This is a genomic window from Acinetobacter sp. LoGeW2-3, assembly GCF_002688565.1.
Taxonomy (GTDB): Bacteria; Pseudomonadota; Gammaproteobacteria; order Pseudomonadales; family Moraxellaceae; genus Acinetobacter.
The window spans coordinates 2,932,906-2,949,140 of sequence record NZ_CP024011.1; the positions used below are offsets into that span (position 1 = coordinate 2,932,906).

Consider the following 16,235-nt stretch of genomic DNA (forward strand, 5'->3'; position numbering starts at 1 on the left):
TTGAAGACCGAACCCATTTTTATAAACATTATTAATTGTCACTTAATCTTTCATTTGTTAGCAAAACATCGATAAATCAATACATAGAGCTTGTATTTGTTACCTGATTTCAATTGTGTGCAGCTGTGTATTTTCTAAGATGTAACTTTGACGCTCGCGAAGAAAAAAGGTGAAACACATGGATAAGAAAATATTATTTTCAATAATACTCGGTGCACTATCAGTTACAGGTATGGCAACTGCGAATGATAAAGTTGCCAAAATTTATAATCCGGATCTGTATCAGAAAGTCTGTAAAGGCAAATCTGCTGGCGATGCCGTAACTTTTGCTCATCGTGGCATCATCTGGAACGGAACCTGTGAACCGCAGTTTTTCTCTAACTCCAAAACTGGCTTAATGGGCGATGAAGCAGAAATCTATAGCGCTTGTCAGGAAGCTTCTGGAAATACCACAACCACCATTAATGGTCAGGAAGTGAGTGGTAAATGTGCTCTAGGCTTTGCCCCACCTCGACCTAAATAAATCTTTAAAAAGCACCAGGCTAATAAATGGGCAAAACTTAGGTTTTGCCCATTTTCTATTGATTATTTAATAATTTAAGTTAAACTGAATTTAAAACTGAAGATCCAATAATAAAAAGGACATTGTATGGATTCGGTATTTTTTGTCTTTTTATTGCCGGTACTACTGGCAATATTAATGATGGGGTTAGGACTCGAATTACGCGTCAAGGATTTTATTCGCGTATTTAATTATCCTAAGGTGATCTTTATTGCCTTATTTACTCAGCTGATCTTGCTGACCAGCCTAGCCTTTCTGATCTGTATCGTACTGAACTTACCGCCGCTACTGGCCGTAGGTTTAATGTTGCTTGCAGCTTCTCCAGGTGGCCCGACAGCCAATCTCTTCAGTTACCTATATAAAGGTGATTTAGCCCTTAACTTCACCCTGACCACCCTTAATACCTTTATAACAATCTTCACACTGCCTTTTATTGTTAATCTGTCCTTACAATTCTTCCTGAGTAATGATGAGCCCATCACCATGCCCGCCATGAAAATGGTGCAGCTGTTCTTAGTTATTTTAGTTCCAGTTCTATTAGGTATGGCATTACGTGCCAAATTCCCAAAACTCACGATCACTATCAGCCGGCCAATGCGTGTTTTCGCAATTAGCTGCCTGATTGCATTCTTTGTATTTGCAGTAATTCGGGAACGTTACAACCTGCTGGAGTATTTCAGCAGCATCGGAGTCGCAACTGTTATTTTCGGTTTTTCTAGCCTGTTTATTGGTTATTGCTTGCCTTTGTTGCTTGGTATTCCAGACCGTCAGGCACGTGCCTGCACCTTTGAGGTAGGGATCCATAATACGGCTGTCGCTATCACCGTCGCTATTTCTGTATTAGGCAATAATACCATTGCCATCCCTGCGGGCATCTATACGATCATCATGTACACTTTTGCGACTTTATTTGGCATTTTCCTAAGCCGTCAGCGAATCACTTATCAGGAATCCAAACAGCGTTTATCAGATTTGTAACTGCGCTATGTAAACCAAACTTTCCTCTGTATGCTGGACTGAAAAATAGATAAAAAAAGACAGTCAAATAAGGAGCATACAGATGGATTCTGGCTTTATAACTATATTATTGCCGTTGGCACTTGCAATCATCATGATGGGGCTTGGGTTAGAACTCACCCCGCGTGACTTTAGCCGTGTAACTAAACATCCCAAGGCCGTACTGATCGCGCTTTTCTGCCAGCTGATTATTCTGGTCGGAATCGCCTTTGCACTATGTAAGCTATTAGCTTTACCACCACTACTCTCGGTCGGCTTGATGCTCTTAGCGGCTTCCCCAGGTGGAGCCACAGCCAACCTGTTTAGTTATCTGTTCAAAGGTGATCTGGCGCTAAATATCACCCTGACCGCAATCAACTCAGTCATTGCAGCGATTACCCTGCCTTTAATTATCAACTTTTCGATCATGCACTTTATGCAGGATAGCCAGCAAATCGGCCTTCAGTTTGGCAAAATCTTGCAAGTCTTTGCAATTATCCTGATTCCAGTGGGAATCGGTATGTTGATTCGTCATTATGCACCGGGTATCACAGCAAAATTAAACCGACCACTGCGGATTTTTGCTGTTACCTTCCTGGTACTCATTATTGTGGCAACGATTGTGAAGGAGCGCGCTAATATTAGTGAATACCTGACTCAAGTGGGTCTAGCGACTGCCTTATTCTGCATACTTAGTCTCGGCATCGGCTATCTGGTACCACGAATGCTTAACATTAATAGTGCTCAAGCACGCGCTAGCGCCTTTGAAATTGGTATTCATAATAGTACGCTCGCCATGACCATTGCTTTAACTGTCATAGGCAGCTCAGCGGTAGCGATGCCAGCTGCGGTTTATTCTATTTTTATGTATATCTTTGCGGCATTTTTTGGAACCTTATTGAATCGACTAGCACCGCTACAGGTACAAAAACCACTGACAAATATCGATTAGATAAAATTTAGCCCTTTTTAAAGGATGTCTTAGGCATCCTTTTTTTATTTACACCCGCACAGCAATCAAGCCGCACAAAAACCGGAACTTCCGTTACAATAGCTTTTTGAAAAGATATACATAAGGTTATTTCTGTGAAGTGGTTACAAATTCATATTACGGTTGATCAGGCTCAGGTTGATTTCACTGAAACATTACTCAGCTCGCTGGGTGCGGTGAGCGTGACCCTAGATGATGCTGAAAATCAGGATTTACTTGAACCACTTCCGGGTGAAACACCGTTGTGGAATAAAGTGATTGTTACCGGTATTTATGCACAAGAAGAAGGCGAAGAGATCGATGTTGATGCACTCGAAACCTTTATTCGTGCACAAATGCCTGAAGCACCAATCCGTCATGAGTTCCTGGAAGATCAGGCTTGGGAACGTACCTGGATGGATACTTACGAGCCAATTCAGATTTCTGACAAGTTCTGGATCGTACCGGAATGGATGAAAGCACCTGAATCAGACGCGGTGAATATCAAGCTTGATCCAGGTTTAGCTTTCGGTACAGGTAACCATGCGTCGACTTTCCTATGCCTGCAATGGCTAGGCAAAACCGATGTCAAAGACAAGATCGTGATCGATTATGGCTGTGGTTCAGGCATTTTGGCTGTGGCTGCTCTGCTACTTGGCGCGAAAAAAGCATATGCAACAGATATCGATCCACAAGCAGTATTAGCAACTCAACAAAATGCTGAACTGAATGGTGTGCTTGATCGACTCTATGTAGGCTTGCCTGAAGAGTTCAATGAAGAACTTGGCCCGATTAAAGCTGACGTCTTTGTTGCCAATATCCTGGCAGGTCCACTGATGATGCTTGAGCCACACTTCGCAGAATTGGTAAAAGCTGAGGGTGAGTTCGCACTTGCTGGGGTGATTGAAGAGCAAGTTGCTGATGTTACTAGCATTTACTCTAATCATTTTGATATATTAGAAGTCGAAAAACGAGATGAATACTGGTGCCGTATTTCAGGTAAACGCCATAAGGACTAAAAAAGCGTAAATGTATGAGTAACAAACGAACCCTCTGCCCGACTTGTTCCACAATCTACAAAGTAACGGTTGCTCAGTTAACTATTGCTCAGGGTATGGTTTGTTGTCCCAAATGCACCACGTCATTTAATGCACTTTCTCATCTGGTGACTGAACCTCAGGCTTCAGCCACCAATACCACGCCTGAAGCCACTGTTGAATCGCTTAATACAGTGCAAGGTGCTTCAGAATTTGATGCCGACTTATATAACAGCAAAATTTCTTCACGTCTGAACAACCTGCTACATATTTTTGATGAAAAGGTCGAAAACTCGAATATTGACCTGAAAACCTATCTAAATAACCTGAATTACTTTAGTACCGAGCCGATCAGTGCCCTACCAACCATGAACTGGGATGAAGATACGGATGACAAAAGCTCGCGCTCTGTAGTGCAATACGCTGGCTGGACAGCAATCAATGTACTATTACTTGCTGTATTGGTATTCCAGTTTTTCTGGTTTAACCCACAATACTTAAAGAATAGTCATGTGATGGGTACCGCATTTAATGCAGTGTGTGATGTATTCAACTGTTCCAATATGGAAGAACATTACAATCTGATTAATACCAAGAAGGTTAAGATCATTGCCCTAGATTCAAAGCAAACCCAGTTCACAGGTGAACTGATCAATTATCATGACCGCAGTCTGGCCATGCCAATTTTACGTCTGGATTTAAAAGACAATGGTGTCATTACAGCTTCTTATACACTTTCACCTTCTGAATACCTGATTGAAAGTTTAGTCCGCATTGAACGCATTCCCCAAAATAGTCCTTTTAAATTTGACTTTAAGGTTCCAGTCGAGCGAAAAAGTTTCGATAGTTATACTTTAGAAATAATTCGCCCATAATATTGAAAAAAACTATTAAAAAAACAAAAAAAAACTAAAAAAAATGCAGTTTTCTTGCTCACTTTTGCCTAGACAATGGTATTATACGCGCCACGAAAGCTATGTGCTGCCAACTCCTCGCGACTTTTTCACTAAAAATACAGTCTTGCCTAATGCGCTTATTCATTAATGCGTATCGAGCAGATTTTTTTGTGTTAATTTTGGCCAGTAACAAAAATTTAACTATTGTTACGCTTATTTTTCGACCAATTCGCACAGATGTGGCAAGCTACTAAGCTCAATGTAATGACCAAGTTTTAGAACTCCAGTTTTAGGATCTAAAATGGAGTTCATTTCAATTTCTAGACCACTTTTATATATCGCTTTACCCAAGTGATATTTGATTTTTCGGATTAATTCGCATGAATAGCAAATCTCCTATTTTTACTGCACAATCTGATGTCGCTCTTCGTATTCACGTAGATCGCGCAGTTCGCCACTACTTTGCACAACTGCAAGGCGAGCAACCTTCTCAGGTGTATGACATGGTGCTAGCAGAAATGGAGAAGCCTCTTCTATCTGTAGTTCTAGAATATACGCGTGGTAACCAGACCCGCGCTGCTGAAATTCTCGGCTTAAACCGTGGTACTTTACGTAAAAAGTTAAAAGCACACGGTTTAATGAGTGAATAAATGATAAAATGCTTGCGTTAATCGCAGGCATTTTTTTTGACTGTAAATTAGCTATTTAGATTTAATCTGTTCCTTGGTAACTGTGACGAAGATCATGACTATTAAACGCGCTTTAATCTCTGTTTCTGACAAAACCGGTATTGTCGAATTTGCACAAGACCTTGCTGCTCTTGGGGTAGAAATTTTATCTACAGGTGGTACATACAAATTGTTGAAAGACAATGATGTCGCTGTAGTCGAAGTTTCGGAGCACACTGGTTTCCCAGAGATGATGGACGGCCGTGTAAAAACACTACATCCGAAAATTCATGGTGGCATCCTGGCTCGTCGTGGTCTAGACGAAGCTGTGATGGCTGAACACAACATCGATGCGATCGATCTTGTCGTTGTTAACCTGTATCCATTTGCTGCAACTGTAGCGAAACCAAACTGTTCACTGGCTGATGCGATTGAAAATATCGACATCGGTGGTCCAACAATGGTCCGTGCTGCTGCGAAAAACCACGCATCTGTTGGTATCGTGGTAAATGCTGCTGACTACGCAACTGTAATTGCTGAGCTTAAAGCTGAGGGTGCTTTATCTTATGCAACCCGTTTCGACCTTGCTGTTAAAGCATTCGAACATACTGCTCAATACGACGGTATGATCGCATCTTACTTGGGCGCTCGCGTAGGTAAAGAAGAAGGTCAGGCAGATAAATTTGCGCGTACTTTCAATACTCAATTGAACAAAGCTCAAGACTTACGTTACGGTGAAAACCCACATCAGTCTGCTGCGTTCTATGTAGATCCAGCTGCGAAAGAAGCTTCTGTTGCGACTGCTAAACAGTTACAAGGTAAAGAATTATCTTATAACAACATCGCTGACACTGACGCTGCACTTGAATGTGTTAAATCATTTTCGAAACCTGCTTGTGTGATTGTAAAACACGCGAACCCATGTGGCGTTGCAGTATCTCTGGACGGTATTAAAGCAGCTTATGATCTTGCATATGCAACGGATCCAGAATCTGCATTCGGTGGCATCATTGCATTCAACCGTGAATTAGACGTTGCAACTGCGCAAGCAATTGTGGATCGTCAATTCGTTGAAGTAATCATTGCACCAAGCGTTGCTGACGGTGTACTTGACGTGACTGGCGCGAAGAAAAACGTCCGTGTACTTGTATGTGGCGAACTTCCGAAGATTGACGAACGTGCTGCACAGCTTGACTACAAACGCGTAAACGGTGGTTTACTGGTTCAAGATCAAGACTTGGGCATGATCACTAAAGATGACCTGAAAGTTGTGACTAAACGTGCACCAACTGAACAAGAAATCGATGACATGATCTTCGCTTGGAAAGTGGCGAAATACGTGAAGTCTAACGCGATTGTTTATGCGAAAAACCGTCAAACTATTGGTGTGGGCGCTGGTCAAATGAGCCGCGTAAATTCTGCTCGTATTGCTGCGATCAAGGCTGAACATGCAGGTTTAGTGGTTGAAGGTGCAGTGATGGCGTCTGATGCATTCTTCCCATTCCGTGATGGTATTGATAACGCTGCGAAAGCAGGTATCAAATGCATTATCCAACCGGGTGGTTCAATGCGTGACGAAGAAACAATTGCAGCAGCTGATGAAGCTGGTATTGCAATGGTATTCACTGGCATGCGTCATTTCCGCCACTAATTTTTAAGTATTAAATTCCAGACCCTCCTTTTCGTAAGGAGGGTTTGTTACATCAGTAGATTATTTAATATCTTGCTATAAGATGTTAAAAGATTTTTAAACCTCATTGGGTTTGTGGAATTTCATTTTCGAGGGAATTTTCTAAAGATGAACATTTTAGTTTTAGGTAGTGGCGGCCGTGAACATGCACTTGCATGGAAAATCGCACAAGACGATCAAGTAGCAAAAGTATTTGTTGCACCGGGCAATGCAGGCACCGCAACTGAAAATAAATGTGAAAATGTCACTTTGGACATTCTCGACAATCCTGCCATCATTGATTTTGCAAAAAACAATGCAATTGAAATGATTATCGTGGGACCTGAAGCACCGCTGGTAAATGGTGTGGTAGATGCTTGCCGCGAAGCAGGTGTGAAAGTTTGGGGGCCTACTCAATTTGCTGCTCAGCTGGAAGGCTCTAAAGCATTCGCTAAACATTTCTTAAAACGTCATAACATTCCAACAGCTTTCTACGATGTATTTACCGAAGTGGAAGCAGCAAAAGCATTTGTTGAAAAAAATGGTGCGCCAATTGTGATCAAGGCCGATGGCCTTGCTGCAGGTAAAGGCGTGATTGTTGCCATGACTAATCAGGAAGCATTTGATGCGATTGATGACATGCTGGCAGGCAACAAATTTGGTGATGCCGGTTCTCGTGTAGTCATTGAAGAATTCCTTGCTGGTGAAGAAGCATCTTTCATTTGTATGATTGATGGCGACAACATCCTGCCAATGGCAACTTCTCAAGATCACAAACGTATCTTTGAAGGTGACCAAGGTCCAAACACAGGTGGTATGGGTGCGTACTCTCCTGCTCCTGTTGTCACTGCTGATGTGTTTGAAAAAGCCATGAACGAGGTGATGCGTCCAACTGTTGAAGGTATGAAAAAAGACGGTCACGTATACACAGGTTTCTTGTATGCAGGTCTGATGATTGACGACAAAGGTCAACCAAAAGTGATCGAGTTCAACTGCCGTTTTGGTGATCCTGAAACTCAACCGATCATGATGCGTCTAAAATCATCTTTAGTTGATTTGGTTCAAGCAGGTCTTGAAGGTAATTTACCGAAAGAAGCTGAATGGGATGAGCGTAAAACTGTGGGGATCGTACTGGCATCTAAAGGCTATCCAGAAACTTCAAGCAATGGCGATGTGATTTCAGGCCTAGATACTGAAATGACTGATGCGAAAGTATTCCATGCAGGTACGAAAGCCAATGAAAAAGGCGAAATCGTCACTGCGGGTGGTCGTGTGCTCTGTGTGACTGCACTAGGTAATACCATTGGTGAAGCACAAGCGAAAGCATTAGAACTTTGTGAAAAAGTGACTTTTGACGGCGTTCAATACCGTAAAGATATTGGTTACCGTGCGATTGCACGTGAAAATGCTTAATTGTTTTTTTCTAAAATATTAAGTAAAGAGCCCTGCTGAATGCGGGGCTTTTTTTATAGTTAAGAATTTCAACTTTACTCATGCTTGGCTTTATAGTTTTATAAATAGCTAGATCACTAAATTCCATTTTTAGAAATGTTAGAAACAGAACGCCTCATCCTCCGCCAATGGAAAGACTCCGACATTGCCCCATCTATCCAAATGTGTGCAGATGATGAGGTCATGCGTTATTTTCCTGCCCCACTGACACCTGAACAAAGCCTACAGTTTATTGAAAAAGTTACTCGACAGATTGATCAGTATGGTTGGGGTTTATGGGCAGTTGAACTTAAAGAGACTAAAGAATTTATTGGCTTTATTGGCCTGCAACCACAGCCTGATCTGTTTGAGTTTTCACCCTGTATTGAAATCGGCTGGCGACTTGCCAAAAAGTATTGGCATCGAGGTTATGCCACTGAAGGTGCACGTGCAGTATTGGATTACGCATTTACCACTTTAGGTTTGGATAAAGTTGTGTCTTTCACCGCCACAATCAATACGCCTTCTGAAGCGGTGATGAAAAAGATAGGTATGGTAAAGACTCAAGAATTTCAGCATCCAAAGCTGCCAGAAGATCACCCTTTATGTTGGCATGTGTTGTATGAGATCGATCAAAGCAATTATTCAAGTAAATAAGAGTTGATTTAAGTTATCCTTAATCATTCTTTAAAAAAGATCGTTCAGTAGCTTAATAAACTGGTAGATTTATCATGTTTATTCATTTTTATGATTTCTATTGGATAAAATCTTATAAAGATCAATATTTAAGCATTTCATAATTCCGCCTTATCTTCAATAAAAATAATATATTGTATTCATTAATATTTTGATCATTTTCATCTAATTTATATTCTATTAAAAAGATAAGTAAATAGTTTTTATCCACTATATCGAATAAATAATAATTGCTATGATTGCGCCCATTCAGAGCACCAAATACGATTATATCTTTTAAAAATCTCTATTTACTCTCTCCAAATAGAAAAATGATATAGCGGCTTGGTGAACTCTGACCCGATCGAATTAACGTGAACTGTTGCAGTACATTTGCATTTTCCCTGCCGGAGCCACATGCGACTCGATCTAAGGTCAGCTGAAAGTGTAATAAAACTCCACTTTAACATGATCTTAAAATGCATATACTTTAGGCAACACGAGAATTAGGACATCTTTATGAAAAAGCTACTTGGCGTTTTACTCAGTGCATCTGTACTGACTTTAACTGCGTGCGGAAAACAAGAAGCGCCTGCAACGGACGCAGCACAAAACAAAGACTCAGGTGAACTGCAAACAGTTACTATGGCATCCACTGGTTCAGATGCTGACGTATGGCGCTACATTTCAACTTTGCCTGAAACTAAACAAGCCGGCATCAAACTTGATGTGAAAAACTTCACTGACTATGTGGCGATGAATACTGCTGTTGCCAATAAAGAAATTGATGTCAACGCATTCCAGTCTTATGCCTATATGGTCGCTTATAACGACGCCAATACTCAAAAGATCGCTCCGCTTTCTACGACTTATCTTGAGCCAATGGGGATTTACTCAAGCAAAGTGAAAAAAGTTGAAGAGTTTAAGCAAGGTGCGACAATTGCTATTCCTAACGATGGCGCGAATGAATCACGTGCATTGTTATTATTACAATCTGCAGGTCTGGTAAAACTTAAACCAAACTTTGACCTGGTAAAAGGTACGCCTGCTGACATTACTGAAAATGCGAAACAGATTGTGATTAAGCCAATTCAAATGGCAACTGCAGTTCGTGTGAAAGATGAAGTTGATGCGATTGTTCTAGGTAATACTTTGGCAATGGAAGGTGGTCTGAACGTATTGAAAGATGCGATCTACTACGAAGCGATTGATCAAAGCACTAAAATGAATGTTAACGTTTTAGCCGTTGCTGCTGACCGTCAAAATGATCCTGTACTTCAAAAAGTTGGCCAGTTGTATCATACTCCTGCTGTGAAAGCCTATGTTGATGAACACTTCGGTGGTACTAAAGTTGCTGTAAATAAACCAGTGACTTATTTAACCGAAGAAAAGTAATACAATAATCAATATTCAGAACAGGCAAGATTTCTTGCCTGTTTTTTTATTCGTGATGCAGTATTTGACACTATGATTGAATTTAAAGACATCTCCAAACAGTATGAGCTCAAGGGTCAAACCTTACGTGCCCTGAATCGGATCAATTTGCAGATTCCGACTGGCAGTATCTTTGGCATTATTGGCTATAGTGGTGCAGGTAAAAGTACCCTGATCCGCCTGATTAATCTGCTTGAACGCCCTACTTCTGGTCAGGTGATTATCAATGGCACGAACTTTACTGCTTTGGATGCCAAATCATTGCGTCAGGAACGTACCCAGATCGGCATGATTTTTCAGCATTTTAACTTGATGCAGACTAAAACAGTGGCTGCCAATATTGAAATGCCAATGAAGTTGCTTGGCTGGAGTAAAGCTGAACGGGAAAAACGTCTCGAAGAACTGCTGGATTTTATTGACCTAAAACATAAGCGTCATGCTTTCCCGGATGAATTGTCAGGCGGTCAAAAGCAGCGTGTTGGTATTGCGCGTGCCCTAGCGAATCATCCAAAAATTCTGCTGTGTGATGAAGCCACTTCTGCTCTTGATCCACAAACCACCAAGTCTGTATTGCAACTTCTGAAACGTATTAATCAGGAACAAGGCATTACCATTGTCATGGTGACTCATGAAATGGATGTGATCGAAACCGTGTGCGATTATGTGGCCGTGATGGAAAAAGGTGATGTGATTGAAACGGGTTCTACCCTACAGATTTTTAGTCAGCCACAGCATCCAACGACGAAAAATTTTATTCAGACTGTACTCCAGCAAAACTTGCCAGTGAATATTCTGGCGAATCTGGAAAATCAGAATCATCACAGTATTTATTGTTTAAAATTCCTGGGTAGCTCTGCGCAGGAAACCGTGATTCAGGGTGCGATCAAACAGTTCGATATCAGTTTAAATATCCTGTTTGCCAATATGACAGAAATTAATGGGTCGGTGATTGGTCAGATGTTTATCCAACTTTTAGGCGATCCAGCGCAAATCACAGCAGCAATGCAATATCTAAGAGATAACGGCGTACAAGTCGATCAGGCAGGAGTACAAGAATGAGAGACTTAATTGTACAGTGGCTGACCACGATCACTGTACCATTCTGGAAAAGCTCCCTATCGATGGATCAGTTTGTCACTGCGTTGCAAGAAACTTTCCATATGGTGTTCTTTGCAATGCTGTTTGGCTGTATCTGGGGCTTTATTCAGGCGATCATTTTGCTGGTAACACGTCCAAACGGGATTCTGCCAAACCGTGTGATTTACCACGTTCTAAACCCGATCGTGAATGCACTACGTTCCCTGCCATTTATTATCCTGCTAATTGCGGTGATTCCACTAACCAAGTTTTTGGTCGGAACATCAATTGGTACTTGGGCAGCGATTGTACCTCTGACGATTTATGTCGGTCCTTATATCGGCCGTCTGGTAGAAACTTCTCTGCTGGAAGTGAATGAAGGCATTATCGAATCTGCACAAGCGATGGGCGCAACGCCAATGCAGATTATCTTTAAGTTTATTCTGCCGGAAGCACGTAGCTCACTGATTCTGAACCTGACCACAGCAACCATCAGCTTGATTGGTGCAACAGCGATGGCAGGTGCAGTCGGCGCCGGTGGTATTGGCGACTTAGCGATTTCTTATGGTTACCAGCGTTTTGATACCTCTGTCGTGATCATGACTGTAATTGTCTTGTTGATCGTAGTGCAGATTGTACAAAGTGTTGGGGACTGGTTATCACGACTTCGTTAAGCTAAATTCCTAAGTAAATAAAGCCCTCTTTCTGAGGGTTTTATTTTCTACCGATAAAATATCTGCATCTTAAACATCGAAGCGCACATTTGATACATGACTTAGCAGCATGGATGCTGCCGTTGATCTGTGGCACATGGAAGTGCCATCAGATCAACAAAGGGGTTTTGTTATTTTTGGCCCGTCAAAAGTAAGGCATAACTACTCAAAATTTAAATTAAAGTAAAAATAATGAAATTCTAATTTTCAAATAACTTCATGAATAAACTTACTGACACTTGAAATTCTTTTTTTTACTTTTGAAAGATCAAAAGTAAAAAAAATCTTCTGTTGGCTTGATGATACGTCCCTGTATCACAAGCCAACGGCGACATCCATGTCGCCTAATACAAATTCAATTTGGGTGCGTAGTTCTATTCCGATAAAATGATAAACATGACTTTAAGTCAATTCTAATTCACAATCTAAAAGTTCAGCATTTCCCCTCAATTTCAAACTGAAACAATAAATCCCGTGCTAAACTATCGAGTGGTTTTTGCAGGGACTCATTTATGCACTTTGTTCATCTTGGTATTCATACAGAATTTTCGATTACTGAATCCATCGTACGTATACCTGACTTGGTCAAAGCTGCTGCGAATGACGAGATGCCAGCACTCGCGCTGACTGATTTATCCAATCTACATGCCGCGGTTAAATTCTATAAAAAATGTCTGGATAAGGGTATCAAGCCAATTCTTGGCTCTGAAATCCGCCTGAATGATGCCGAGCATCGGGTCACCCTGCTATCCATGACCAACAAAGGCTGGCGCAACCTGACCGAACTGGTTTCTGAAGGTTATATCAGCGGCCAGCAACTAGATATTCCCTGTGTACAGAAAGATTGGATCTTGAACCAACACGATGACATGATCGTGTTATTGGGCATGCAATCCGATGTCGGCAAAATGCTGATTACCTCAAATCCTGATAAAGCTGAACCGCTACTACAAGAATGGGTAGAGAAATTTGGCAACCGTGTTTATCTAGCCCTTACCCGCACCGGCCGTGCTAATGAAGATACATTCATTGAAGAAGCGGTAAAGCTCGCGAAGAAATATAATATCGGTGTGGTGGCACATAATGACGTGCACTTTATTGCTCGTGAAGATTTTGAAGCGCATGAAGCACGTGTCTGTATCGCCGATGGTTATGTGCTCGGTGATAATCGCCGTCCTAAAACCTATAGCCCTGAGCAATATTTTAAAAGCTCAACAGAAATGGCGGAGCTGTTCTCAGATATTCCAACCGCGATTGAGAACACCTTCCATATCGCAAAACGTTGTAATGTCACCTTACGTTTAGGTTTCAACGATTTACCAGATTATCCAATTCCTGAAGGCCATACTATTGATACCTACTTCGCACATTTATGTGAAGAAGGTTTAGAAGAACGCCTGAATTTCCTGTATCCACCAGAAAAACGTGAAGAAGATTGGCCTTTAATCCGGCAGCCTTATGATGAACGTCTGGCCTTTGAAATCAAAATTATTCTGGACATGGGTTTCCCGGGTTACTTCCTGATCGTGATGGACTTCATTCAATGGTCCAAAGGGAATGGTGTACCGGTGGGTCCGGGTCGTGGTTCAGGTGCCGGTTCCCTTGTAGCGTACAGCCTCAAAATTACCGATCTTGACCCACTGCGTTATGACCTGCTGTTCGAACGTTTCTTGAACCCGGAACGTGTGTCAATGCCCGACTTTGACGTCGATTTCTGCATCGCTGGTCGTGACCGCGTAATTGATTATGTGGCACGGACATATGGCCGTGATGCGGTATCCCAGATTGCGACTTTCGGCACCATGGCGGCTAAAGGTGCGATTCGTGACGTAGCCCGTGTACTGGGTAAATCTTATGGTCTGGCTGATCGTATTTCCAAACTAATTCCAACCAAGCCTTTGGGTTTAAGTCTGGAAGAATCGTTGGAAGCCGAACCACAACTAAAAGATGTAGTCACAAATCCATCGAATCCCGATTATGACGATGCTTCAGAAATCTGGGAAATGGCACTCAAGCTTGAAGGTATCACCCGTAATACCGGTAAGCATGCCGGTGGTGTGGTCATTGCGCCAACCAAACTGACCGACTATTCAGCTGTCATGTGTGATGCCGATGGTACTGCACGTGTTGCTCAATTTGATAAGGATGATGTCGAAGCTGCTGGTCTGGTCAAATTCGACTTCTTGGGTCTACGTAACCTGACCGTTATTGAAGATGCCATCAAGCACATCAATGCTCGTCCGGATGTCACTGAGCCAGTCAATATTTCCTATATTCCGCTGGATGACAAACCTGCCTATAACATCTTCGCGACGGCGAATACCACCGCGGTATTCCAGTTTGAATCCGTCGGTATGAAGAAGATGCTCAAGGAAGCACGTCCAAGCAAGTTTGAGGAGATTATCGCTTTCGTATCATTGTATCGTCCGGGTCCAATGGACCTGATTCCTGACTTTATCCACCGTATGCATGGTGGTGATTTTGAATACCTGCATCCCTTGCTGGAAAAGGTTCTGGAACCGACTTACGGGATCATGGTCTATCAGGAACAGGTAATGCAATCGGCACAGTTCTGTGCGGGCTATAGCTTGGGTGGTGCGGACTTACTTCGTCGTGCGATGGGTAAGAAAAAACCTGAGGAAATGGTCAAGCAGCGTAAAATCTTCATTGAAGGTGCTGCGAAAAAAGACATTGATGAAGCGACAGCGAACCATATCTTCGACTATATGGAAAAATTCGCAGGCTACGGCTTTAACAAATCGCATGCTGCCGCCTATGCCCTTGTTGCCTATCAAACAGCCTGGTTAAAAGCGCATTATCCTGCTGAATTTATGTCCGCGGTGATGACCTCGGAAATGCAGAACACCGATAACGTGGTGTTCCTGATTGATGACTGCCGTCATAACGGACTTGAAGTTCTTCCACCCTCGGTGAACATGTCGATTTACCAGTTCCATGCCAGCGATCCAAAAACCATTGTTTATGGTTTGGGCGCGATCAAGGGCGTCGGTGAAGCGGCGATGCAGTCGGTAATCGAATCACGTCAGAAAGAGGGTCCATATAAAGACCTGTTTGACTTCTGCCATCGTATTGACCTGAAGAAAATCAACAAACGTACTCTTGAGGCCTTGATTCGTGCTGGTGCACTGGATTGCTTGGGCATTGAACGTGCGGATCTGATGGCGCAACTCCCTGAAGCGGTACAAGCAGCGGATCAGGCCCGTCAAAACCGTGAAACCGGTATTATGGACCTATTTGGTGAAGTTGAAGAAGTTCAACGTAAACCTTCTAAACCTGTCAAACCGTGGTCTGATGAAGTTCGCCTAAAAGGTGAAAAAGATACCTTAGGTCTCTATCTGACCGGCCACCCAATCGATGTTTATCGTACTGAGCTCAAAGCTTTTGTACCTTGTCAGATCAACGAATTAACTCCGACCCGTCGTGGTGTAACCACTGTATTTGCCGGTCTGGTAGTCGATGTCGCTAACTTCCCGAACCGTATGATGGTCACGCTAGATGATGGTACTGCGCGTATCGAAATCTCCACCAACCATGAACGCTTCCAGCGCTTTAAAGACATTGTTCAGGTCGATAAAGTCGTGGTGATTGAAGGTGAAATCTACGAGCGTGAAGGTTTTGACCGTCCACTGGGTCGTCTCACCAAAGCCTTTAGCTTAAATGAGATCCGTCAAAAACGTGCCAACAGCATCAAGATTACCCTTCAAGCTGAACACTATAGCAAGACTCTAAGTCGTGATTTACAGCAAATTTTGATGCCATATACCAATGTGGATATGAGCACCCATATTCCAGTGATTCTGTATCTGGATTATAGCTATGCCACAGCTGAACTGCATCTGGGCTTAAGCTGGAAAGTTGCGCCGCTAGATGATCTTCTCGCCAAGCTGCGTGACTATTTTGGCAAGACTGCGTTATATATCGAGTATCAGGTGAAATCTAAAGCTGCACGTGCTGTGTCTTATGAAGAAGCCAAGCCAGTTGAGGTTCCACCTCCACCTTCAGATATGAGTATGGACGATGCTCTGGCACAATATGAAGCCGAGTCTCAACCGCAATACTCATAAATCCTGACCTTTAAAAATATTT

At 42.4% G+C, this 16,235-nt stretch carries 13 protein-coding genes; all 13 read left to right on the forward strand.

The genetic code is table 11. From position 1 onward, the window contains the following. Positions 1 to 178 precede the first annotated feature (178 nt). The 13 genes from BS636_RS14255 to dnaE all read left to right on the forward strand — a co-directional run bounded on the left by BS636_RS14255 (position 179) and on the right by dnaE (position 16,213). A complete protein-coding gene (locus BS636_RS14255) occupies positions 179 to 523 on the forward strand; it encodes a hypothetical protein (RefSeq protein ID WP_099339379.1) in 345 nt (114 codons plus the stop codon). Between the two features lie 126 nt (positions 524 to 649). Beyond that, on the forward strand, positions 650 to 1,540 hold the full coding sequence (locus tag BS636_RS14260) for a bile acid:sodium symporter family protein (RefSeq protein WP_099339380.1): 891 nt from the start codon (positions 650 to 652) through the stop codon (positions 1,538 to 1,540). Between the two features lie 82 nt (positions 1,541 to 1,622). Continuing rightward, a complete protein-coding gene (locus BS636_RS14265; protein ID WP_099339381.1) occupies positions 1,623 to 2,510 on the forward strand; it encodes a bile acid:sodium symporter family protein in 888 nt (295 codons plus the stop codon). A gap of 134 nt (positions 2,511 to 2,644) precedes the next feature. Further along, on the forward strand, positions 2,645 to 3,547 hold the full coding sequence (gene prmA, locus BS636_RS14270; RefSeq protein ID WP_099339382.1) for a 50S ribosomal protein L11 methyltransferase: 903 nt from the start codon (positions 2,645 to 2,647) through the stop codon (positions 3,545 to 3,547). A gap of 14 nt (positions 3,548 to 3,561) precedes the next feature. Next, positions 3,562 to 4,440, forward strand: a complete 879-nt coding sequence (locus tag BS636_RS14275; protein ID WP_099339383.1) for a DUF3426 domain-containing protein — start codon at positions 3,562 to 3,564, stop codon at positions 4,438 to 4,440. A gap of 401 nt (positions 4,441 to 4,841) precedes the next feature. Continuing rightward, positions 4,842 to 5,111: a DNA-binding transcriptional regulator Fis gene (gene fis, locus BS636_RS14280; protein ID WP_001086304.1), complete on the forward strand. Its 270-nt coding sequence runs from the start codon at positions 4,842 to 4,844 to the stop codon at positions 5,109 to 5,111. Positions 5,112 to 5,205: 94 nt separating this feature from the next. Further along, the gene (gene purH, locus BS636_RS14285) at positions 5,206 to 6,780 is read left to right on the forward strand and encodes a bifunctional phosphoribosylaminoimidazolecarboxamide formyltransferase/IMP cyclohydrolase (RefSeq protein WP_099339384.1); all 1,575 of its coding nucleotides are present in this window, start codon (positions 5,206 to 5,208) and stop codon (positions 6,778 to 6,780) included. Positions 6,781 to 6,927: 147 nt separating this feature from the next. Beyond that, positions 6,928 to 8,211, forward strand: a complete 1,284-nt coding sequence (gene purD, locus BS636_RS14290) for a phosphoribosylamine--glycine ligase (protein ID WP_099339385.1) — start codon at positions 6,928 to 6,930, stop codon at positions 8,209 to 8,211. 135 nt (positions 8,212 to 8,346) lie between these two features. Then, positions 8,347 to 8,886, forward strand: coding sequence for a GNAT family N-acetyltransferase (locus BS636_RS14295; protein ID WP_099339386.1), 540 nt, complete (start codon positions 8,347 to 8,349; stop codon positions 8,884 to 8,886). A 537-nt stretch (positions 8,887 to 9,423) separates the two neighbouring features. Then, positions 9,424 to 10,299, forward strand: a complete 876-nt coding sequence (locus BS636_RS14300; protein ID WP_099339387.1) for a MetQ/NlpA family ABC transporter substrate-binding protein — start codon at positions 9,424 to 9,426, stop codon at positions 10,297 to 10,299. Positions 10,300 to 10,371: 72 nt separating this feature from the next. Continuing rightward, positions 10,372 to 11,397 (forward strand): methionine ABC transporter ATP-binding protein, encoded by a 1,026-nt coding sequence (locus BS636_RS14305; protein ID WP_099339388.1) that lies wholly within the window; start codon positions 10,372 to 10,374, stop codon positions 11,395 to 11,397. Then, positions 11,394 to 12,089, forward strand: a complete 696-nt coding sequence (locus BS636_RS14310) for a methionine ABC transporter permease (RefSeq protein ID WP_099339389.1) — start codon at positions 11,394 to 11,396, stop codon at positions 12,087 to 12,089. The genes BS636_RS14305 and BS636_RS14310 overlap by 4 nt, the downstream gene beginning before the upstream one ends. 551 nt (positions 12,090 to 12,640) lie before the next feature. Continuing rightward, a complete protein-coding gene (dnaE, locus tag BS636_RS14315; protein WP_099339390.1) occupies positions 12,641 to 16,213 on the forward strand; it encodes a DNA polymerase III subunit alpha in 3,573 nt (1,190 codons plus the stop codon). Positions 16,214 to 16,235: the final 22 nt, after the last annotated feature.

What these genes read in the sequence shown, in the direction of transcription:
- BS636_RS14255 (WP_099339379.1), top strand. Translation starts at nt 179, where the DNA reads ATGGATAAGAAAATATTATTTTCAATAATACTCGGTGCACTATCAGTT.
- BS636_RS14260 (WP_099339380.1), top strand. Translation starts at nt 650, where the DNA reads ATGGATTCGGTATTTTTTGTCTTTTTATTGCCGGTACTACTGGCAATA.
- BS636_RS14265 (WP_099339381.1), top strand. Translation starts at nt 1,623, where the DNA reads ATGGATTCTGGCTTTATAACTATATTATTGCCGTTGGCACTTGCAATC.
- BS636_RS14275 (WP_099339383.1), top strand. Translation starts at nt 3,562, where the DNA reads ATGAGTAACAAACGAACCCTCTGCCCGACTTGTTCCACAATCTACAAA.
- fis (WP_001086304.1), top strand. Translation starts at nt 4,842, where the DNA reads ATGAATAGCAAATCTCCTATTTTTACTGCACAATCTGATGTCGCTCTT.
- purH (WP_099339384.1), top strand. Translation starts at nt 5,206, where the DNA reads ATGACTATTAAACGCGCTTTAATCTCTGTTTCTGACAAAACCGGTATT.
- purD (WP_099339385.1), top strand. Translation starts at nt 6,928, where the DNA reads ATGAACATTTTAGTTTTAGGTAGTGGCGGCCGTGAACATGCACTTGCA.
- BS636_RS14295 (WP_099339386.1), top strand. Translation starts at nt 8,347, where the DNA reads ATGTTAGAAACAGAACGCCTCATCCTCCGCCAATGGAAAGACTCCGAC.
- BS636_RS14300 (WP_099339387.1), top strand. Translation starts at nt 9,424, where the DNA reads ATGAAAAAGCTACTTGGCGTTTTACTCAGTGCATCTGTACTGACTTTA.
- BS636_RS14305 (WP_099339388.1), top strand. Translation starts at nt 10,372, where the DNA reads ATGATTGAATTTAAAGACATCTCCAAACAGTATGAGCTCAAGGGTCAA.
- BS636_RS14310 (WP_099339389.1), top strand. Translation starts at nt 11,394, where the DNA reads ATGAGAGACTTAATTGTACAGTGGCTGACCACGATCACTGTACCATTC.
- dnaE (WP_099339390.1), top strand. Translation starts at nt 12,641, where the DNA reads ATGCACTTTGTTCATCTTGGTATTCATACAGAATTTTCGATTACTGAA.